We start from the raw sequence: 21543 nt of genomic DNA on the forward strand, positions 1-21543 counted from the left end.
GCCGGGCCCCTCGCGGCGAGGGGCCCGGCACCGGGCGGAGCGGGTGTGCGGGTGCGCGGTCAGGTGCGGCCCGCCGAGCGCTGGGTGCGCCGGGAGACCGAGTCGATGACGACCGCGGCCAGCAGCACCGCGCCCGTGATCATGTACTGGACGGCCGCGGCGATGCCCAGCAGGGCCATGCCGTTGGCGATCGAGCCGATCACCAGCATGCCCAGCAGCGCGGACCACACCGAGCCGCGCCCGCCGAAGAGGCTGGTGCCGCCGATGACGGCCGCGGCGATGGCCTCCATCAGCAGGTTGCCGCTGCCCGCGCCCTGGTTGGCGGCCAGGATGCGGGAGGCGATCATCAGTCCGCCGAAGGCGGCCATGGTGCCCGCGATGGAGAAGACCGAGATGCGCACCAGTTCGACGTTGATGCCGGCGCGGCGCGCCGCCTCGGTGTTGCCGCCGAGCGCGAAGACCTTGCGGCCGTAGGAGGTGCGCTTGAGGGCGAAGTCCAGCGCCACCAGCACGACCAGGAAGATCAGCAGCGCCAGCGGCATGCCCCGGTACTGGTTGAGCATGTGGGCGGCGCCGAAGGCGAGCAGGGCCAGCACCGCGGTGCGCACGATGATCTCGCTGAGCGGGCGGGCGGGGATCCCGGCCGCGGTGCGGCGCCGGGCGCCGGTGAACTGGGCGGCGAAGAAGACGCCGACCGCGACCGCCGCGGTGCCGTAGGCGACGGCGATGTCGGTGAAGTAGTGGTTGGACAGGGTGCCGACCAGGCCCTCGCGGTCCAGGTTGATGGTGCCGTCGGTGCCGAGCACCTTCAGCATCAGACCGTTCCAGGCCAGCAGGCCCGCCAGGGTGACGACGAAGGCGGGGACGCCGATCCTGGCGAAGAAGTAGCCGTGGAAGGCGCCGACCGCCGCTCCGGTGAGCAGCGCCAGGACGACCGCCAGCCACTCGTTCATCCCGTTGTTCACCGCGAGTACGGCGAAGACGGCGGAGGCCAGGCCGCTGACCGAGCCGACCGACAGGTCGATCTCGCCCAGCAGCAGCACGAAGACGATGCCGACGGAGATCAGGCCGGTGCCGACGATGTAGACCGACAGGTTGGAGAGGTTCTCGGCCGAGAGGAAGGCCGAGTCCTGCATCTGGAAGATCGCCCAGATGAGGATCAGGCCGACGACGACGGGCACGGAGCCCAGTTCGCCGGTGCGCATCTTCCGCTTGAAGTCGGTCCAGTAGCCCGTCAGGCCCTGTTCGCGCACGAGCAGGCGCGGGTCGACGGCCGCCGTCGCGCTGTCGCCGGAGGCGGAGGCGGAGGCGGAGGCGGAGGCGGAGGCCGGGGTGGTGTCCCCGGAGTCCCTGGAAAGCTTGGTCTCACTCACGGTCGGCTCCCCGCGGTACGCGCCCTGCGGCGGGTCACGGCGTTCTCCGTGGCGCCGGTGATGGCGGAGATGATCTCTTCCTGGGATGTGCTCGCGACGTCGAAGACGCCGTTGTTGCGGCCGAGCCGGAGCACCGCCACCTTGTCGGCGACCGCCTTGACGTCCGCCATGTTGTGGCTGATGAGGATGACGGCCAGGCCGCGTTCGCGCAGCCTCTCGACCAGGTCGAGGACCTGGGCGGTCTGCTCGACGCCGAGGGCGGCGGTGGGCTCGTCGAGGATGACGAGCTTGGGCTCGCCCAGCATCGAGCGGGCGATCGCGACGACCTGCCGCTGGCCGCCGGAGAGGGAGGCGACGGGGATGCGGACGCTGGGGATGCGGATCGACAGGGTGTCGAGCAGTTCCCGGGCGCGGCGCTCCATCTCGATCTCGTCGAGGACGCCGGAGCGCAGGATCTCGCGCCCGAGGAACAGGTTGCCGACCACGTCGAGGTTGTCGCAGAGCGCGAGGTCCTGGTAGACGGTCGCGATGCCCAGGTCCTGGGCGTCGTGCGGCCGGTTGACCTCGGCGGTTCTGCCTTGCCACTCGAAGACGCCCTCGTCGGCGGGACCGACGCCGGCGATCGTCTTCACGAGGGTGGACTTCCCGGCGCCGTTGTCGCCCACCAGGGCGACCACCTCGCCGGCGTGGACCTCCAGATCGACGTCGGTGAGCGCCTGAACGGCACCGAAGCGCTTGGAGATCCCGCGCAACGCCAGCACAGGCGTAGCGGACACGTGAACCAACTCCTAGAACAGGACGGGACGGGGGGTGGGGACCGGCCGGTGGCCGCGCCCCGCGGGCGGGGGCGCGGGGCGCGGGGCGCGGGCACCGGTGGGCCGGCGGGGTGCCGGACCGTTACTTCAGACCGGCCTTCTCGCACGCCTCGGCGTACTTGGCCGTGCAGATCTCCTCCACCGTGTAGAGGCCGTCCTTGACGACGGTGTCCTTGAGGTTCTCGGCGGTCACCGCGATCGGCTCGATCAGGGTCGCCGGCACGTCCTTGGTGGTGGCGCTGTCGACGGTGGTCCCGGTCTCCGGCTCCTCACCGCGGGCCAGGGCGACGGCCATCTCGGCGGCGGCGTAGGCCTCGGGCTGGAAGGGCTTGTAGACCGTCATGAACTGGTCGCCGGAGATGATGCGCTGGAGGCCCGCCAGCTCGGCGTCCTGGCCGGTGACCGGCGGCAGCGGGTCGACGCCGGCGCTCTTGAGGGCGGTGATGATGCCGCCGGCCATGCCGTCGTTGGCGGAGTAGACGCCGACGATGTTCTCCTTGCCCAGGGAGGCGATGGCGCCGCTCATGTTCTTGTTGGCCTCTTCGGGCTTCCAGCCGGTGGTGTCGTAGGACTTGCCCACCTTCACCTTGCCGTCCAGGACGGACTTGGCACCCTTCTTGAACATGGCCGCGTTGGGGTCGGTCGGCGACCCGTTCATCATGACGATCTGGCCGTCCTCGGCCTTGCCGCCGAGCTCCTCCAGCAGGGCGGTGCCCTGGACCCTGCCGACCTGCTCGTTGTCGAAGGAGGTGTAGGCGGAGATCGGGCCCTCGGCGAGGCGGTCGTAGGCGACGACCGGGATGCCGGCCTGGTCGGCCTTGTTGACCGAGCCGGCGATGGACTTGGCGTCCACCGCGTCCAGGATGATCGCGTCCACCTTCTTGGTGATCATCGAGTTCATCTGCTGCTGCTGCGTCGACGCGTCCTCCTTGGCGTTGACGTAGCTGACCTCGCAGTCGGAGCAGAGTTCCTTGATTCTCTTCTCTATGAGGGGCTTGTCGAAGTTCTCGTAGCGGGCCGTCTGGTCCTCCGGCAGCAGCAGGCCGATGGTCAGCGGGCCGTCCTTCTTCTTGTCGTCGCCCTCCGAGTCGTTGCCTCCGGCCTCCTTGGCACTTCCGCAGGCGGCGAGCGAGACGGCCATGGCGGTGGCGGCCACGGCCACGGCGGCGCGGCGCAGTTGCGTGTTCATACAGAACCTCCCTGACGAGGCCGCGTCACTGCGGCCGAGGTGGCAGGAAGTCAACTCGTAGTGACACCTGCCGTCAAGAAGTAAATTCTTAACGAGACCGCAACGATGCCATGCGTGAACAAAATGAACGCAGAGTGGCAACGAGAGCGCTCTCGCCGCCGCGACACGGATACGGAAGCGCCTTTCGTCCCGGTCCGTCCCGTTCCCCTCTTCGCTTGTTCTCGGCGCCCGTCCCCGGTCAGGCCCCGGCGGACGCCGCCGCGGCCGGCACGCGCCCCGCCCCGTTCGGCGAGCTGTTCAGCGAGCCGTCCAGCAGCGTGGAGTCGCCCATCTCACTCAGCACCAGCGCCAGCGCGCCCAGCACCTCCGCGCGGCCCCCCAGGGCGCCGGGCACCACCGTCAGCTGCCGGGCCGCGCTGGGGATGGCGTAGCGGGAGACCGAGTCGCGGATCGGGCCGAGCACCAGCTCGCCGGCCTCGGCCAGATCGCCGCCGAGCACGACCCGGCTGGGGTTGAGCAGATTGCACAGGTTGGCGACGCCGCTGCCCACATGGCGCCCGACGTCGGCCACCACCCGGCGGCAGCCCGGATCGCCGGAGCGGGCGAGTTTGACCACCCCCGGCATGGTCAGGTCGGGTCCGTGGGTGGAGTGCAGCAGCGGCAGGACGTAGCGGGCCGCGGTGAACGTCTCCAGGCAGCCGCGGTTGCCGCACCGGCACACCGGGCCGGACTCGTCCAGCGTGATGTGCCCGATCTCCCCCGCGGTGCCGCCCGGGCCGCGGTAGATCTGGCCGCCGATCACCAGGCCCGCGCCGACGCCGCTGGCGACCTTGATGTACGCCAGGTCCCGCGCGCCGCGCCCGCTGCCCCACACCAGCTCTCCCAGCGCGCCGAGGTTGGCGTCGTTGTCGACGTGGACCTCCACGCCGAGCCGGGAGGCCAGCTCCTCGCGCGGGTTGGTCCCGGCCCAGCCCGGCAGGATGGTGCTGGAGCCCAGCACGCCGGTCTCGACGTCGATCGGCCCGGGGACGCCCAGGCCCAGTCCGATGACCTTCTCCCGGCGGAAGCCGGTCACCTCGATCAGCCGCTCCACCAGCCGCTCGGCCCGGTCGAAGCCCTGGGAGGAGGAGGCGTCCACGTCGATGGGCTCGGACTCCTCGGCGAGCACCTGGTGGGCCAGGTTGCCGACGGCGACGCGCAGATGGGAGTGGCCGAAGTCGACGCCGACGACGATGCCGGCGTCCCCCGACAGCGAGACGCTGCGGGCCCGGCGTCCTCCGGCGGAGGTCGGGGTGACCTCGACCGTGCCGTTGTCCTTCAGCTCCCGGACGATGTTGGAGACCGTCGCGGCCGACAGCCCCGTGGTCCGCGCGATCTCCGCCTGGGTGAGCGAGCCCGCGATGCGCACGGCTCGCACCACCCGCTCCAGATTGGCCCGGTGCAGAGAGGACTGCGACCCCGGAGTCTCCACGACTCATCCACTCCCGCCTCGACGGGCGGCTCGACGACCTGCCCGTGGGCCGCACCACGCCGACGAGGTGCGGCTTGTCTCCAATACGTGAACCATAGGACAGCCTGAAGCCTTATCTCCCGTCAAGACCTTGAGCGGGGTGGGCGCTCGGATGTTACCCGCGTGCGGAAGGTCACGACACCTGCGCGCACGGAAACCGGAAGGCGGCCACCGGCGTGCGGTGGCCGCCTCGGGGCGGACGGTGGTGAGCGGGCGGGAGCGGGACTACTTCAGCGCACCCGCGGTCAGTCCGGCCTGCACCTGGCGCTGGAAGACGACGTAGACGACGAGGATGGGCAGCACCGCCAGGGTCAGCCCGGCGAAGAGCCCGCCCCAGTTGCCGCGGTAGCCGGTCTGGGCGGCCAGGTTGGCCAGGCCCTGGGTGAGCACGTACTTGTCGGCGTCACCGACGTGCACCACCTGGGGGATCAGGTACTGGTTCCACTGGCCCAGGAAGTTGAAGATGCCCACGCTTATCAGGCCGGGCTTGGCCATCGGCAGCATGACCTGGAAGAAGATCCGGCTGTGCGAGGCGCCGTCGATCTCCGCGGCCTCCGCGACCGAGGAGGGCAGAGTGCGGAAGAAGGCCGACATGAAGAAGACGGTGAACGGCAGCGAGTAGGCGATGTAGACCAGGATCAGGCCGTGGTAGGTGTCCAGCAGCGCGAAGTTCTTCATCACGAAGAACAGCGGCACCAGGGCGACGATGATCGGGAACGCCATGCCGCCGACGAACAGGAAGTAGACCAGCCGGTTGCCGGGAAAGTCGTAGCGGGCCAGGACGTAGGCCACCATCGAGCCCAGCAGCATGGTGCCGACCACCGAACCACCCACCACGATCACCGAGTTGATCGTGTACTGGCCGATGTTCGCCTCGTTCCAGGCGAAGGACCAGTTCTCCCAGTTCAGTCTCCGCGGAAGCGACCAGGGGTCCTCCAGGATGGCGCCGGAGGACTTGAAGGAGTTCATCACCGCCCACAGCAGGGGCCCGGCGGCCATCACGGCCCACAGCACCAGGAAGGCGTGCGAGAAGGCGTTGAGGGTGCGGCCCTCCGTGCCCGCCCCGTCCCGCCCGGCACCCCTGCCGGGTTCGTTCGCGGGCCGCTGGGGACCGGCTGTGCCCTTGGTGCCCCCGGTGAGGGCCGTGGCGGTCTCCTCGGGGTCCCCCGGCCTGAGGGAGCGTGACGGTTCGGCAGTGGTCATGGCTGGTTCTCCCGCTGGCCTGTCAGAACTCGATCCGGTCCTTGCTCCGCCCGAACGCCATCGCCGCCACGGAGAAGACCATGGTGACGATCAGCAGGGCCACGGCGACGGCGGTGGCGTAGCCGGCCTGCCCGTCCTGGAACGCCTTGTTGTACAGGTAGACCGGCGCGACGATGGTCGAGTAGGCGGGACCGCCCGCGTTCACCGTCAGGATGTGCACCACGGCGAAGGCGTCGAGCGCCATGATGCCCATGTACACCCAGCCGGTCTGCACGGTGTCGCGCATCAGCGGCAGGGTTACGCGGAAGAACGTGGTCGTCCGGCCGGCGCCGTCCAGCAGTGTCGCCTCGTAGATCTCGCGCGGGATGGAACCCATGGCCGCGGAGAAGAGCACCACGTAGAAGCCGACGTTCGCCCACACCATCACGACCACGACGCACCAGAAGGCCAGCCGGGGGTCGCCGAGCCAGCTCTGCTGCCACTGGCCCAGGCCGACGGCCGACAGTATGCCGTTGAGCAGGCCGCCGGCGGGGTTGAAGATGTACTTCCACAGCACCACCACGATCGCGATCGACAGCGCCTGCGGGAAGAAGTAGACGATCTTGTAGAAGCGCGAGCCGCGCACCCCCGCCACCGCCTCACCCCGCCGGTGCCGGCCGCCGACGTTGAGCATGAAGGCGAAGAACAGGCCCAGTCCGAGGGTGACGACGGGCAGGACCAGCAGCAGCAGGACGTTGTGCCACAGCGCCTTGCGGAAGATCTCGTCCTCCATCAGGCGGCTGAAGTTGTCCAGTCCGACGAAGGCGAAGTCGCTGCTGAGGCCAGTCCAGTCGGTCAGTGAGTAGTAGAACGTCTGGAAGAAGGGCGACACGACCAGGACCCCGTAGAGCGCCAGGGGTCCTGCGAGGAAACCGGCGACGAACCGGTACTTCAGATAGGTCCGGTGGCGGGGGGAGACGCGCCGCTCCCCCCGGCCCCCGCCGGCCCTTCCCGGCGGGGGTGCCGCCTCCCTGCCGGCCTCGGCCACCGCCGGGCTGTCACTGGCCATGCCGCCCTCGTCCCATCTGCGTCCTCCGGCTGTTCCGGCTCCTGCGGGGCCCGGTGGGGATCCGGCTCACGCGTGCCTGTACTTCCTGACCGAGTCGTCCTTGGCCGTCCGATCGGCGTACTCCTGGCACTTGTCCATGGCCTCGGCGGGCTTCATCCGGCCGGCCAGCAGTTCGGCCAGCACCGAGCCGATCTGCTCCTTGTGGAGGGTCTGGTACCAGTCGAAGATGCGCGGGTTGACCACGTTGTCCCCGGCGTCCTGGAGCACCTGGCTGGAGGAGGCCAGTCCGGGGGACATCTCCATGCCCTCGGTGGCGCCGGCCACGCAGGTCAGCGACTTCACCAGCTTGGAGAAGTTCTGCGCCGACTTCTTGCTCAGCATGATCCGCAGCAGCTCCATGCCGCCGGCCGGGTTGCTGGCCTGGGCGGGCACTATGAACGGCTCGCCGGCCTGCGCCCACAGGGTGCCGAAGGGCATCTTGTCGGAGTCGTCCAGTCCGGTGACCGCGCCGCAGGCCATGTCGAAGTCGGCGGGCGTGGTGTCGGCGGCCTCGTTCTCCACCCAGGAGCCGTTGGGGATGAAGAGGCACTTGCCCTTGGTCCACTGGGTCTGGGACTGGATGTGGTCCAGGCCCGGGGTGCCCCGCAGGATGTAGCCCTTGGCGGACAGCTCGTGATATGCCTCGAAGGCGCTCTTGACCGCGCCGTGCTTCCAGGCGTTCGGCTCCAGGTTGTCGATGGCGTCCAGGACCTCCCGGCCGCCGATCTTCCCGATGAACGGGTAGAGGGTGAAGGGGATGTAGTACGGGTGCTGGCCGGCGTACGTCCAGCCCGCGATGCCCTTCTTCCTGGCCTTGGCGCACAGGGCCAGCATCTCGTCCCAGGTCCTGGGGTACTCCCAGTCGTTGTCGGCCAGCAGCTTCCTGGAGTACCACTGGCCGTAGACGGTGTAGGCGTAGTTCAGGCGCCAGACCTTCTCGTCGCCGTACTGGCCCATCTCGACGGTGCCCGGCAGGAGGGTGTCGCGGACCTTGGTGTCCGGGTCGTCGAGGGAGGGGGCGTCCAGCAGGGGGGTCAGCTCGGCGAGCTGGTCCTTGGCGATCAGGGTGGCCGCGTCCATCTGCTCGGCGCCGGAGTTGTCGATGAGGTCGGGCGGGTTGCCGCCGACCATTCTGGGCTGGAGGACCGAGCGGATCTTCTGGGTGGCGGTGAGCTCGACCTTGCCGTAGCTCTCCTCGTAGACCTTCGCGGCGTCCTTGCCGTACTGGGTGCCGAAGCCGCCGTCGAAGATGACGAAGTCCAGGCCGGCGTCCTTGTTGACGCCCAGCGGGTTGTCCTCGCTCTTCTGGCCCTTGGCGACCTCGGTCCCGCCTCCGCCGTCGCTGCTGGCGCAGGCGGAGAGCGCGCTCATGGCGGGGACTGCGATCAGGCCGGCCGCGGTGGCCCGCTTGATCAGATCACGACGGTTGACATCGGTGGATCCCATGCTCAAGTCCTCGCCTTCCGTGAAGGACTCAGGCGGTGTGCCGGAACCCCCGGACACCGCTTGTGAGTTGAAGCAGAGTTGTGCGGGATGTAACGCCGGGTCGTGCGGAGCCGTGCCGGTCTCGTCCGTGCCGTTCCCCCGGGGTCACGGCCTTTCTGATTCTCGTCTTCTGATATGACCACTCAGACGCCGACAGGTATAGTCCACTCTCCTTCCGGTGGGCAAGATCGGTGCGCGTTCGGGTGCCAGTCTTTCCCGAGTTGAGACCTCCGGGAAACGCGGCGGGGCCGCACCTCCCACCATGGGAGGTACGGCCCCGCCGTCACCCCTTGAACGCTGCCGCCGGCCGGCGGCCCGCACGGTCACCCGTACGGCGACCGGCGGCGCCTCAGGTGCGGATCACCCGCGGCTCACTTGCGGATCAGCGAGCGCAGTACGTACTGCATGATGCCGCCGTTGCGGTAGTAGTCCGCCTCGCCGGGGGTGTCGATGCGCACCGTGGCGTCGAACTCCACACCGGTGTCGGTGGTCACCTTCACCGTGCCCGGGATGCCACCCTCGTTCAGCGCGGTGATGCCGCTGAAGGAGAAGGCCTCCTCGCCCGTCAGGCCCAGCGACTCGGCCGACTGCCCCTCGGGGAACTGCAGCGGCAGTACGCCCATGCCGATCAGGTTCGAGCGGTGGATGCGCTCGTAGCTCTCGGCGATGACGGCCTTGACGCCCAGCAGCGCGGTGCCCTTGGCCGCCCAGTCCCGCGAGGAGCCCGAGCCGTACTCCTTGCCCGCCAGGACGACCAGCGGGATGCCGGCGGCCTGGTAGTTCTGGGAGGCGTCGTAGATGAAGGAGACCGGCGCGCCCTCGACGGTGAAGTCGCGGGTGTAGCCGCCCTCGGTGCCCGGCGCGATCTGGTTGCGCAGGCGGATGTTGGCGAAGGTGCCGCGGATCATGACCTCGTGGTTGCCGCGGCGCGAGCCGTAGGAGTTGAAGTCGCGGCGCTCCACACCGTGCTCGGTGAGGTACTTGCCGGCCGGGGTGTCGGCCTTGATGGCGCCGGCCGGGGAGATGTGGTCGGTGGTGACCGAGTCGCCCAGCTTGGCCAGGACGCGGGCGCCGGAGATGTCCTGCACCGGCTCCGGGTCCATGCCCATGCCCTCGAAGTACGGGGGCTTGCGCACGTAGGTGGACCGCGGGTCCCACTCGAAGGTGTCGCCGGTGGGCACCGGCAGCGCCTGCCACTGGGCGTCGCCCGCGAAGACGTCCTGGTAGGAGGTGGAGAACATGTCCTCGCCGATGGCGGAGGCGACGACGTCGTTGACCTCCTGCTCGGAGGGCCACACGTCCTTGAGGAAGACCGGGGCGCCGTCCTTGTCGGTGCCCAGCGGCTCACGGGTGATGTCGGTCCTCATCGAGCCCGCGATGGCGTACGCGACGACCAGCGGCGGGGACGCCAGGTAGTTCATCTTGACGTCGGGGTTGATGCGGCCCTCGAAGTTGCGGTTGCCCGAGAGCACCGAGGTCACCGCGAGGTCGCCCTCGTTGACGGCCCTGGAGACCTCCTCCGGCAGCGGGCCGGAGTTGCCGATGCAGGTGGTGCAGCCGTAGCCGACGAGATTGAAGCCCAGCTTGTCCAGGTACGGGGTGAGGCCGGCGCGGTCGTAGTAGTCCATGACGACCTTGGAGCCCGGGGCCAGGGTGGTCTTGACCCACGGCTTGCGGGTCAGGCCCTTCTCCACGGCCTTCTTGGCCACCAGGGCGGCGGCGACCATGACGTAGGGGTTGGAGGTGTTGGTGCAGGAGGTGATCGCGGCGACGGTGACGGCGCCGTGGTCCAGCTCGTACTCGGTGCCGTCGGGGGCGGTGACGGTGACCGGGTTGGACGGCGCGTCGTCGGCCGGGCCGTCGGCGTGCCGCGGCGCGCCCGAGCCGTTCTCCTGGTGGCCGTAGGCCGGGGCGTCGGAGGCCGGGAAGGACTCGGCGCTCGCCTCGTCCACCGGGGAGGTCACGCCCTTGGGCTGCTCCTGCGCGGGGACGCCCGGCTTGCGGTCCTCGCCGCCGGTGGCTCCGGCGGAGACGTAGTCGCGCACGTCCTTGCGGAACTGCTCGGCGGCCCCGGCCAGGACGATGCGGTCCTGCGGGCGCTTGGGGCCGGCGATGGAGGGCACGACGGTGGAGAGGTCGAGCTCCAGCTTCTCGGAGAAGTCCGGCTCGGCGGCCGGGTCCAGCCACAGGCCCTGCTCCCTGGCGTACGCCTCGACCAGCGCGATCTGCTGGTCGGAGCGGCCGGTCAGGCGCAGGTAGTTCAGGGTCTCGCCGTCGATGGGGAAGATCGCGGCGGTGGAGCCGAACTCCGGCGACATGTTGCCGATGGTGGCGCGGTTGGCCAGCGAGGTGGCGGCCACGCCCTCGCCGTAGAACTCCACGAACTTGCCGACCACGCCGTGCTCGCGGAGCATCTCGGTGATGGTCAGCACCAGGTCGGTGGCGGTGGTGCCGGCGGGCAGCTCGCCGGTCAGCTTGAAGCCGACCACACGCGGGATGAGCATGGAGACCGGCTGGCCCAGCATCGCGGCCTCGGCCTCGATACCGCCGACGCCCCAGCCCAGCACGCCCAGGCCGTTGACCATGGTGGTGTGCGAGTCGGTGCCGACCAGGGTGTCGGGGTAGGCCTGGCCGCCCCGCACCATGACGGTGCGGGCCAGGTGCTCGATGTTCACCTGGTGGACGATGCCGGTGCCGGGGGGCACGACCTTGAACTCGTCGAAGGCGGTCTGGCCCCAGCGCAGGAACTGGTAGCGCTCGCGGTTGCGGCCGTACTCCAGCTCCACGTTCTGCGCGAAGGACTCCGGGGTGCCGAACTTGTCGGCGATGACGGAGTGGTCGATGACCAGCTCGGCCGGGGCGAGCGGGTTGATCTTCGACGGGTCGCCGCCGAGCTCCTTGACGGCCTCGCGCATGGTGGCCAGGTCCACCACGCAGGGCACGCCGGTGAAGTCCTGCATGATCACGCGGGCCGGCGTGAACTGGATTTCCTGGCTGGGCTGGGCCTGGGAGTCCCAGCCGCCCAGCGCCCGGATGTGGTCGGCGGTGATGTTCGCGCCGTCCTCGGTGCGGAGGAGGTTCTCCAGGAGGACCTTCAGGCTGTACGGCAGCCGGGCGGAGCCCTCGACCTTGTCCAGCCGGAAGATCTCGTACGACTCGTCGCCCACCTGCAGCGTGCTGCGGGCGTCGAAGCTGTTCGCCGACACGACAGTCTCCTTCAAGTGCATGGGTTCGCGCGTACCACCGCGATCCTGCCGCCCCGGGCCCCGACCGCTTCGCTCAGGTTCACCTAAGTCGAGGGTCGCCCGGCGAAGCCTCGGTGGACGCGGCGGCGGTACGTCTCTCGGTAGATATCTCGATGTCGAGATAACTCTAGTACATGGCGGCTCCACGGTCATGCCCCGCCTGACTCCGGGTACCCGTGCGCATCCCCCCAAGCGCCGGCGCGACGCCGGATGGAGATGCGCCCCAGCAATAAAAGGGTGAAAGTACGAAGATGCGCGAAAAACACAGGAACACACCCGCGCCCCAGATGTTGACATCTCATATCTGAGATAACATCTCCCTCATGACCGACGACTACCTCATGCGCATCGGCAAGCTCATCCGCGACGCCCGCCAGCACCGCGGCTGGACCCAGGCCCAGCTGGCGGAGGCGCTGGCCACCAGCCAGAGCGCGGTCAACCGCATCGAACGCGGCAATCAAAACATCAGTCTTGAGATGATCGCCCGTATCGGTGAAGCGCTGGACAGCGAGATCGTCTCACTGGGCTACTCCGGCCCGATGCATCTGCGGGTCGTCGGAGGCCGCCGGCTGTCCGGCGCCATCGACGTCAAGACCAGCAAGAACGCCTGCGTCGCCCTGCTGTGCGCCTCCCTGCTGAACTCCGGCCGCACCGTACTGCGCCGGGTCGCCCGGATCGAGGAGGTCTACCGGATCCTGGAGGTACTCGGCTCCATCGGGGTGCGCACCCGCTGGATCAACGACGGCGCCGACCTGGAGATCGTCCCGCCGGCCGAGCTGGACCTGGACGGCATCGACGCCGACGCCGCCCGCCGCACCCGCAGCATCATCATGTTCCTCGGCCCCCTGCTGCACCGCGTGGACCACTTCCGCATCCCCTACGCCGGCGGCTGCGACCTGGGCACCCGCACCGTGCAGCCGCACATGAGCGCGCTGCGGCACTTCGGCCTGGAGGTCACCGCGACCGAAGGCACCTACCACTCGGTGGTCAACCGCTCGGTGCGCCCCACCCGCCCCATCGTGCTGACCGAGCGCGGGGACACCGTCACCGAGAACGCCCTGCTGGCCGCCGCCCGGCACGACGGCACCACCGTCATCCGCAACGCCTCCTCCAACTACATGGTCCAGGACCTGTGCTTCTTCCTGGAGCAGCTGGGCGTGCGGGTGGAGGGGGTGGGCACCACCACGCTCACCGTCCACGGCCTCCCCCGCATCGACCGCGACGTGGACTACTGCCCCTCCGAGGACCCGGTGGAGGCGATGAGCCTGCTGGCCGCGGCCGTGGTCACCGAGTCGGAGCTGACGGTGCGCCGGGTGCCGGTCGAGTTCCTGGAGATCGAGCTGGCGGTGCTGGAGGAGATGGGCCTGGACCACGACCGCGGCGCGGAGTACCGCGCCGACAACGGCCGCACCCGTCTGGTCGACCTCACCGTGCGGCCCTCCAAGCTGGAGGCGCCGATCGACAAGATCCACCCGATGCCGTTCCCCGGCATCAACATCGACAACGTGCCCTTCTTCGCGGCCATCGCCGCCAGCGCCCAGGGCAAGACCCTCATCCACGACTGGGTCTACGACAACCGCGCCATCTACCTGACCGACCTCAACCGGCTCGGCGGGCGCCTCCAGCTCCTGGACCCCCACCGCGTCCTGGTCGAGGGCCCCACCCGCTGGCGGGCCGCCGAGATGATGTGCCCGCCCGCGCTGCGCCCGGCCGTGGTCGTGCTGCTGGCGATGATGGCGGCCGAGGGCACCTCGGTGCTGCGCAACGTCTACGTCATCAACCGCGGCTACGAGGACCTGGCCGAGCGGCTGAACTCGGTGGGCGCGCGCATCGACATCTTCCGCGACATTTGATGACCGAGTGCCGCCGTACCCCTTCCTGACCTGCGATGCAATGGGTCAGGAAGGGGTACGGCGGCATCTCCGGGACTTCTCTGGGACTTTGAGCCCGCGGCGCCTGCGGTGGCGGACCTGGTCGGCCGGTTCCGCAGCCGTGCGCCGGATCCCGTCGGTCAACCGCCGTCGGCCCGGCGACCTGCGGCCAACCCGCGCCGCGGACAGCGACGACTCCAGCACCGGCCACTGCTCGTCAGAGAGACCCCCACGCCCCACACCGTGATCATCACAGCATGAGGCGTGGACCCGGGCCCCGGCCTGAAACACCCCCTAGCGGTGCAGTGTGCGGTGGATGCGGTGAGCGATTCCGTCGAGGGTCGCGGCGGCCATCAGCTCCATCATGGACAGTTCGCAGTGGAAGGTCTGCTGGAGGGAGACGGAGAGTTCCGCGCCCATGAGCGAGTCCAGGCCGAGGTCAGCGAGGTTCGCGGTGGGGCCGACGCGGTCCGTGGTGGTCTGGAGGACACGTGCGGTCGCATCGACGACGATCTCGGTGACCAGGTCGAGTCGCGCTTGGTCGCTCTCGGCGGACTTCAGGCGCTTGCGCAGGTCGTCGGCCTGGACGCGGGACGTGCGAGGGTCCGTGTGGGCCAGCTGGGCGGTGAAGCGGGCCACGGACAGCGCTGGGAGCAGGCCGGGGAGCCGGTCCCAGTCCATGACACCGATGACCGCCCGGCCGTACGCGCGGTGCAGATGCCGGTCGAAAGCGGCCAGAGCGGTGGCCGGAGAGATCAGTCCCATGCCGGAGCGGGCGATGGTGTCGGCCATCTGCGTCCGTGCGACGTAACCGGTTTCGGAGATGCCGCCCCACGCCAGGGCCAGACCCGGCCTGCCGTGGTCCCAGCGCTGCCGCGCGAGTGCTTCCAGGTAGAGATTGGCGGCCGCGTACGGGGCTTGGTGCTGGTTACCGATCAGGGCGGCGACGGAAGAGTAGACGACGAAGAAGTCGAGCGCGCGGTCGCGTGTGAGGTCATGGAGCACCGAGACTCCGCGCACCTTGGGGGCCAGGACGTTGGCGAACCGCTCAGCGGTGAGGTCGCTCAGGGGCGCGTCGTCGAGGTGCATGGCGGCGTGCACGATGCCGCGTACCGGACGACGGAGCTGATCCGCCTCCGCGAGGACCGCCTCGACAGCCTCGGGCTCGGTGACATCGGCGCCGTACACCCGTACCGTCGTGCCCGCCTTCTCCAGGTCGGCGACCAGACCGGCGGCTTCGGGCGCCCGGAGACCGCGCCGGGAGAGGAGTGCCAGATGACGGGCGCCCCGGCCGGCGAGGTGGCGGGCCGTCGCCGCGCCCAGGCCGCTCAACCCGCCGGTGATCAGATACGTGCCGTCGGGGTCGAGCCGCACCGCCGGTTCGGGCCGGTCGATGACGACCGGCATGCTGTCGGTGAAGGAGATGACGACCTTGCCCAGGTGACGCGAGTGGCGCAGCGCGCTGAACGCGTCCTCGATGCGGCCGGCGGGATGACTCTGATGGGGCAGGGCCCGGTAGACGCCGGCCGCCACGCGCTCACTGACGGTGCGAAACGCGGCAGCGGCCACCTCGGGCGCATCGGCGATGAGGCGGGTGAGGTCGACGCCGTAATAGGCCAGGTTGTCCCGGAAAGGACGCAGGAGCAAGGGGGCGTTGGCGTAGATGTCGCGTTTGCCCAGTTCGACGAACCGGCCCCCCGGCGTCAGGCACTCCAGGCTGCGGGCGATGGCCTCGCCGGCCAGCGAGTTCAGTACGACGTCCACGCCCCGGCCCGCGGTCGCGTCTCGGACCTGGTGCGCGAAGGAGAGGTCCCGGGAGTTGAAGACCGCCTCGGCGCCGAGCGTGCGCAACAGGTCGCGCTTGGCCGGTGTGCCGGCGGTGGCGATCACCCGGGCGCCGACGTGTCGCGCGTAGGCGAGGGCGGCCAGGCCGATGCCGCCGGCGCCGCCATGGACGAGCACGGTCTCGCCGGCACGGAGGTGGGCGAGGGTCTCCAGAGAGTGCTGGACGGTGAGGAAGACCGTGGGCAGCGTCGCCGCCTGTTCGAAGGTCATGTGATCGGGTATGCGGCCGGCCAGCTCGGTCCGCACCCGTGCATGGGAGCCGAGCGCACCGCGGGCGAGGGCGAACAGGCGGTCGCCCACCGACCACTCGGTCACGTCCGGGCCGGTGGCAGTCACGATGCCGGCGCACTCCAGACCCAGGAGAGGCCCTGTGGGGGTGGCCGGTTCGGCGTCGGGAGGAAGCGAGCCCTCCGCGAGCATCACGTCGCGGTAGTTGAGCGCGGCGGCCTTGACACGGAGGACCACCTCGCCGGGGCCTGGCTCTTCCGGCTCGGCGGGAGTCCAGGTCAGCCGGTGACCGCGTCCCGGGCGGTGCAGCCGCAGCCGGTAGGTGTCGTCGCGGTGGGCCTGTCGGGTCGCGGGCGGGAGCGGGCGCACTCGGGGGACGAAGCGGCCGTGCCCGTCCAGCACGGTCTCGTCCTCCTCGCCCGGCGCACCGGACCGGGCCGGCGCGAGGAGTTCCGCGGTGAGTCGAGCGGCGTCCTGCGCCAGGTCCCCGGAGGAGGAGACGCTGACGCGGCGTACCGTCAGGATCGGGTGCTCGTTGGCCGCGACCCGGCCGACGCCCCACAGCGCGGCGGCCCAGGGCAGGCCCCCGGTGTCCGCCGGCGCGGGATGCAGGCCCGTCGGGGGAGTGACCAGCCACAGTTGGGGGTCGGCGTGACCGGCGGCGGCCAGGGCGACCGCCGCGGCCTTCACGACGCCCGCGGCCTCCGTGACGAGACCGGCGTCGGGTCGCTCCTGCTCGGTGCCGAAGAGCAGGAGCACGCGTGACGGCACCTGGCCGGTGAGGTCGCCGATCCCCCGGTCCCAGGCGTCCGACACGCGCCTGCCGGTGACGTGGGCCCCGGCCGCACGGAGGTCGTCGGCCAACGCCTCGGCCAGGGACTGACCGGCGGCGTCGGTGACGACCAGCCACGGGTCGTCGGCGCGGGACGGGGTTTCCGGGGCGGGCGGGGCGGGAATCGGGCGAGCCCGGGGCACAACGCTCCGCCGCGCGACCAGCAAGGAGTGGTCCCGCGCGGTCTCCGGTCGCTCGCTGCCGATGTCGGCGACGGCGTCGAAGCCGCAGTCGGACAGCAACGGCGGCCATGCCGCACGGGGCAGCAGAGGGCTGGTGCGCAACTGGCTGTCGGTGAACGACCAGTACTCCGGCAGCAGTCCGAAGCAGGGGCCGAGGATCTCCTCATCGTGACTCTCCAACGCCAGCAGTTGCCCACCGGAGTCGAGCAGCCCCGCCAGCCGTGTGCACGTGGCCCGCAGGTCGGCGGTGGCGTGCAGCACGTTCGCGGCCACGATCAGGTCGTACGACCCGGGCGCGAAACCCTGCTCCGCCGGGTCGCGGTCCAGGTCCAGCACGCGGTAGTCGAGGTAGTCGTGGTCGGCGAACCGGGCCTGCGCGCGAGGAAGGGAGGCCGGTGTGACATCGGTGAAGGTGTAGCTCGTGAGGTGGGGCGGAAGCACGGGAAGCAGCGCCGCGGTGAGACCGCCGGTGCCGGCGCCCACCTCGAGCACACGCAGAGGGCGGCCGGCCGGCCACGTGCCCAGCGCCTCCTCGATGACGAGACGGGCATAGTGGCCGTGCGCGCGCATCTGCGGGGTGTCGGCGTGGAAGGCCTCCGCGAGGTGGCGGTCGGCCTCGTTGAACAGCACCTCACGGGCGTCGGTCCGGCCGGTGAGGACATCGGTCAGATGCGTTCCACAACGGGCGGACAGGGCGATGGCGGTGATCCACTGGGGGCAACGCTCCGCCCACCGGCGCGTCTGGGCCTCCGCGGCGGCGGCCACGCCGGTGAACTCCCAGCGCTCCCCACCCGAGGTGGGCCGGAGCAGCCCGGCCTTGGCCGCCAGTCCCGCGAGCAGTCGCGCGTAGGGGGCATAGTGCGGTCGCAGGCCCGCGTCCAGGAGATCATCCAGGGAGAACGGGCCGGTACCGGGGAGCAGCGCGGCGAAGGCAGCGGCGGCATAGTGCCCCGCCGTCGTCTTCGCCATGGCGGCGAAGCGCGGATAGTCGTCCGTCTGGTCCGCCTCGAAGGCCGTCCGGGCCGCGGCCGTCGCCGCCGTCAAGGTCTCCGGTCCCGGCAGCGGAACGGTGGAGTGGGCCGCCGGCCACCCGCCGGGCAGTGGCGCGTGGCGCAGTACGGTGGCCAGCTCCTGCACCCCGTCCTTGGCACCGAGAGCACGCAGGCGGCAGCCGGACAGCTCAGCGGCGACGGTGCCGTCCTCCAGACTGACGGTGACGTCGACGACGGCGTCCGAACCGGTGAGGTGGCGCAGCCTGACGTGGATCCGCCCCCGGGCCGACGGCTGGTGCCAGACCTGCGCTTTCTCGACGGCCGCGGGCAGGAACACACGGCCGTCCGCGACCGGGGCGAGGAGTGGTGCGGTCGCGTGCAGGGCCCCGTCGCTGATCACCGGGTGCGCCTCGAAACCATGGCCGTCTTCCGCGGCCGCGGCGGGGAGTTCGTAGGTGGCGGTGACCCAGGAGTCGGACACCCGCAGAGCGGTCAGGACCTGGAAGGCGGGCCCGTAGTGCAGGCCGGCGCGCGCGATGCGCTCGTAGTACACCGCGGCGTCGACCGCCGTCCCTCCCTCGGGGGAGGTGATCGGTGCGGGCCCGGGCTCGGTATGCCGTCGCACTCGGCCTCGTGCGTGCGGTGTCCAGGGCGCGGAGGCGTCCCGGCGGGAGGCGACGAGGACGATGCCGTCCTCGACCGACAGGGACGTCTGCACGGAGACGGGCGTCGGGTCGTCGGCGCGCGGCAGGGTCAGCGGCTTGAGCAGGGTGAGGTCGGTGACCTCGCACCGGGCGCCCAGACCCGCACGGCCCGCCGCGAGCGCGGCCTCCAGATACGTGGTGGCCGGCATGACGATGTCCGTGCCGAGCCGGTGATCAGTCAGCCACGGCAGCCTGCCGAGCGTGAGCTGCTGGTGCCAGGTCGGCTCGGCGACAGCCGCCCGTCGGCCCAGCAGGGGATGTACGACCGTCCTGTCCTGAGGCACCGAGGCCCACCAGTCGGGTGCTCCGTTCCAGTGCCGCTCGCGCTGCCAGGGGTATCCGGGCAGGGACACCACTGTGCCGGGCCGGGGGAAGCACCGCGCGCCGGGGCGGACGCCCGCGGCGATGACCGCGGCGGCGGCACGTCGCACGGCGGTGGGGCCGTCGGTGTCGCGGCGCAGTGTGGCGTGCGCGCCGGCCCGCGCGGGCAGCAGCCGCTTCAGGTAGGTGGCCAGGACGGGGTGGGGACCCACCTCGACGAAGGAGGTGCAGCCCAGGTCCGCCAGAGCCCGGACGGCGTCTGCGAACAGGACCGGTTCACGTACGTTCCGCCACCAGTAACCGGCATCGAGCCGCGGGCCCGTCGGCACGGCCCCCGTGACGGTTGAGGCGAACGCGAGTCGGCCCGGTCGTGGCCGGAGCGTGCTCAGCGGCCCCGTGACATCGCCGCGCACGGGGTCCATGTGCCGGGAGTGGAAGGCATAGTCCAGGTCCAGGAGCCGGAAGAACACCCCGCGCGCCGTCAGCTGTTCGCCAAGCTCCGTCAGCGCGACAGGGTCACCGGCGAGCGTGACGTCGGTGGGGCTGTTGACACCAGCGATCTCCAGGCGTCCCTCGAAGGCCGCCAGCTCCTTCGTGACCTCGCCGACGCCCAGGCCGACCGCGGCCATGCGCCCGCTGCCGGCGGTGGCGGCCTGGGCGCGGCTGCGTACCGCCACGACGCGGCACGCCTCCTCCAGATCGAGACAGCCGGCCACGTACGCGGCGGCGATCTCACCGACGCTGTGCCCGACGACAGCGTCCGGCTCGATGCCGGCGGCTTCCAGCAGCCGGACGACACCGACCTGCACGGCGAACAGCAGAGGCTGGGCGACCTCCGTGCGCTCCAGGTCGGGTGAGCCCCCGGCGAGCCTCTCCGCCACGGACCACCTCAGGTGCGGGCGCAGGCAGGTGTCGACTTCGTCGACGGCGGCGGCGAAGACGGGCTCCGTCATCAGGTCCGCGCCCATTCCCGCCCATTGGGAACCGTTGCCGTCGAACACGAACGCGACTCGCCCCGGCGCCGCGCGAACGGCGGTCGTCGCCGCCCCGGGCGTCTCACCCCCCGCAAGCCGCAGAAACGCGTCGGCCGCCTGCGACGGATCCGCGGCCCAGACACAGGCGGCGTGTTCGTGGCGCGTGCGCCGCAGGGTGGCGGTGTAGGCGATGTCGTACAGACCGTCCTCGGTGAACTGCAGGTACTCCGCCATCTGTTCGCAGGCCCGCTTCAGGGCCACCGGTGTTCGGGCGGACACCACCACCGGCAGAGCGGCCTCCGGTGACGGTCCGGGCAGCGACTCGCCCACGGGGGCCGCCGGAGCGGCCGCGATGACGACGTGGGCGTTGGCGCCGCCGAAACCGAACGAGTTGACACCCGCGACCGCCGTCCCGGATGAGTCGAGCGGCTCAGGCCGAGCGACCGGGCGCACGTTGAGATCGTCGAAGGCGATCTCCGGGTTGAGTCGTTCGGCATGCAGCGTGGCCGGGATCCGCTGGTGCCGCAGGACCAGCATCGCCTTGAACAGACCCGCCATGCCGGCGGCGGCCTCCATGTGCCCGAGGTTGCTCTTGACCGATCCGATGGGCAGGGGCCCCCGGTCGCGACCGACCGCGAGCGCCCGGCCGATGGCCTCCACCTCAAGCGGATCCCCGGCCCGGGTGCCCGTGCCATGGGCTTCCAGGTACGCGACGTCGTCGGGTACCAGCCCCGCCCGCGCGTACACCTGACGCAGCAGCGCCTGCTGCGCGACGCTGCTGGGCAGCGCGAGGCCGGGGGTGCGTCCGTCGTTGTTGGTACCGCTGGACAGGATCACAGCGTGGACATGATCTCCGTCCGCCCTGGCGTCGGCCAACCGCTTCAGCAGTACGAGGCCACCACCCTCCGCACGGGCGAACCCGTCCGCCTCGGCCGAGAACGGCCGGCAGCGGCCTGTGGGCGACAGCATGGAGGCGTTGCAGAAACCGGCGTACAGATGGGGGTTGAGGAGAACGTTGATGCCCCCGGCCACCGCGACACGGGCATGTCCGTTGCGCAGGTGCTCACACGCCTGGTGCACGGCGGTCAGCGCGGAGGAGCAGGCGGTGTCCACCATGACACTCTGTCCGTGCCAGTCGAAGTAGTGCGACAGACGGTTGGCGGCGATGGCACCCGCCGTACCCGACACCGTGTAGGCGTTGCCCGACTCCGGTGACCTCGACTGTAACTGACCGTAGTCCAGGCTCGAGCAGCCGACGAACACCGCTGTGTCCGACCCCTCCAGCCGGGCGGCATCGGTGCCCGCGTCATCCAGCACCTCGACCGCCATCTCCAGCAGCAGCCGCTGCTGGGGATCCATCTGGGCCGCCTCCCTGGGGGAGATTGCCGTGAAGTAAGTGGTGTCGAAGCCCGCCACGTCGTCCAGGAAACCGCCCGCCGCGGTGTACGACTGACCGGGACGCCGATGGGTGTCCACGAAGTCCGCCGTCGGGAAGCGGTCCGGGGGTACTTCTCCGACCAGGTCGGCACCGGCCGCCAGCACAGCCCACAGATCGTCCAGGTGGTGGATCCCGCTCGGCAGACGACAGGCCGTGCCCAGCACGGCGACGGCGTCATCGGATATCGGGGTCATGTGCGAGGGCAACTGTGCTCCCAACTGACTGGTACGGATGTTCCGGCCGGCACGG

The 21543-nt window shown here is 70.6% G+C and carries 10 protein-coding genes; 1 reads left to right on the top strand and 9 read right to left on the bottom strand.

Annotated elements, in window-relative coordinates; genetic code table 11:
• Positions 1–59: 59 nt before the first annotated feature.
• The 8 genes from AC2CJA_RS00910 to AC2CJA_RS00945 form a co-directional block, all read right to left on the bottom strand.
• Complete coding sequence (locus AC2CJA_RS00910; RefSeq protein WP_484600693.1) at positions 60–1373, bottom strand: sugar ABC transporter permease; 1314 nt, start codon at positions 1371–1373, stop codon at positions 60–62.
• Positions 1370–2158 (bottom strand): ATP-binding cassette domain-containing protein, encoded by a 789-nt coding sequence (locus AC2CJA_RS00915; protein WP_484600694.1) that lies wholly within the window; start codon positions 2156–2158, stop codon positions 1370–1372. Before AC2CJA_RS00915 ends, AC2CJA_RS00910 begins: the two co-directional genes overlap by 4 nt.
• A 112-nt stretch (positions 2159–2270) precedes the next feature.
• Positions 2271–3377: an ABC transporter substrate-binding protein gene (locus tag AC2CJA_RS00920; protein WP_484600695.1), complete on the bottom strand. Its 1107-nt coding sequence runs from the start codon at positions 3375–3377 to the stop codon at positions 2271–2273.
• Between the two features lie 238 nt (positions 3378–3615).
• Complete coding sequence (locus AC2CJA_RS00925) at positions 3616–4848, bottom strand: ROK family transcriptional regulator (RefSeq protein WP_484600696.1); 1233 nt, start codon at positions 4846–4848, stop codon at positions 3616–3618.
• A 264-nt stretch (positions 4849–5112) separates the two neighbouring features.
• The gene (locus tag AC2CJA_RS00930; protein ID WP_484600697.1) at positions 5113–6090 is read right to left on the bottom strand and encodes a carbohydrate ABC transporter permease; all 978 of its coding nucleotides are present in this window, start codon (positions 6088–6090) and stop codon (positions 5113–5115) included.
• Positions 6091–6112: 22 nt separating this feature from the next.
• Complete coding sequence (locus AC2CJA_RS00935) at positions 6113–7138, bottom strand: carbohydrate ABC transporter permease (RefSeq protein ID WP_484600698.1); 1026 nt, start codon at positions 7136–7138, stop codon at positions 6113–6115.
• A gap of 66 nt (positions 7139–7204) precedes the next feature.
• Positions 7205–8623 (bottom strand): N-acetylglucosamine/diacetylchitobiose ABC transporter substrate-binding protein, encoded by a 1419-nt coding sequence (ngcE, locus tag AC2CJA_RS00940; RefSeq protein ID WP_484600699.1) that lies wholly within the window; start codon positions 8621–8623, stop codon positions 7205–7207.
• 410 nt (positions 8624–9033) lie between these two features.
• Positions 9034–11868: an aconitate hydratase gene (locus tag AC2CJA_RS00945; RefSeq protein WP_484600700.1), complete on the bottom strand. Its 2835-nt coding sequence runs from the start codon at positions 11866–11868 to the stop codon at positions 9034–9036.
• A 362-nt stretch (positions 11869–12230) separates the two neighbouring features.
• Between AC2CJA_RS00945 and AC2CJA_RS00950 the strand changes: the two genes are divergently transcribed.
• A complete protein-coding gene (locus tag AC2CJA_RS00950) occupies positions 12231–13760 on the top strand; it encodes a helix-turn-helix domain-containing protein (RefSeq protein ID WP_484600701.1) in 1530 nt (509 codons plus the stop codon).
• Positions 13761–14072: 312 nt separating this feature from the next.
• On the opposite strand, the gene AC2CJA_RS00955 is transcribed toward AC2CJA_RS00950, so the two are convergent.
• Positions 14073–21488: an SDR family NAD(P)-dependent oxidoreductase gene (locus AC2CJA_RS00955; protein WP_484600702.1), complete on the bottom strand. Its 7416-nt coding sequence runs from the start codon at positions 21486–21488 to the stop codon at positions 14073–14075.
• Positions 21489–21543: the final 55 nt, after the last annotated feature.

The sequence above is a fragment of the Streptomyces sp. ATLC9 genome (genome assembly GCF_057196705.1).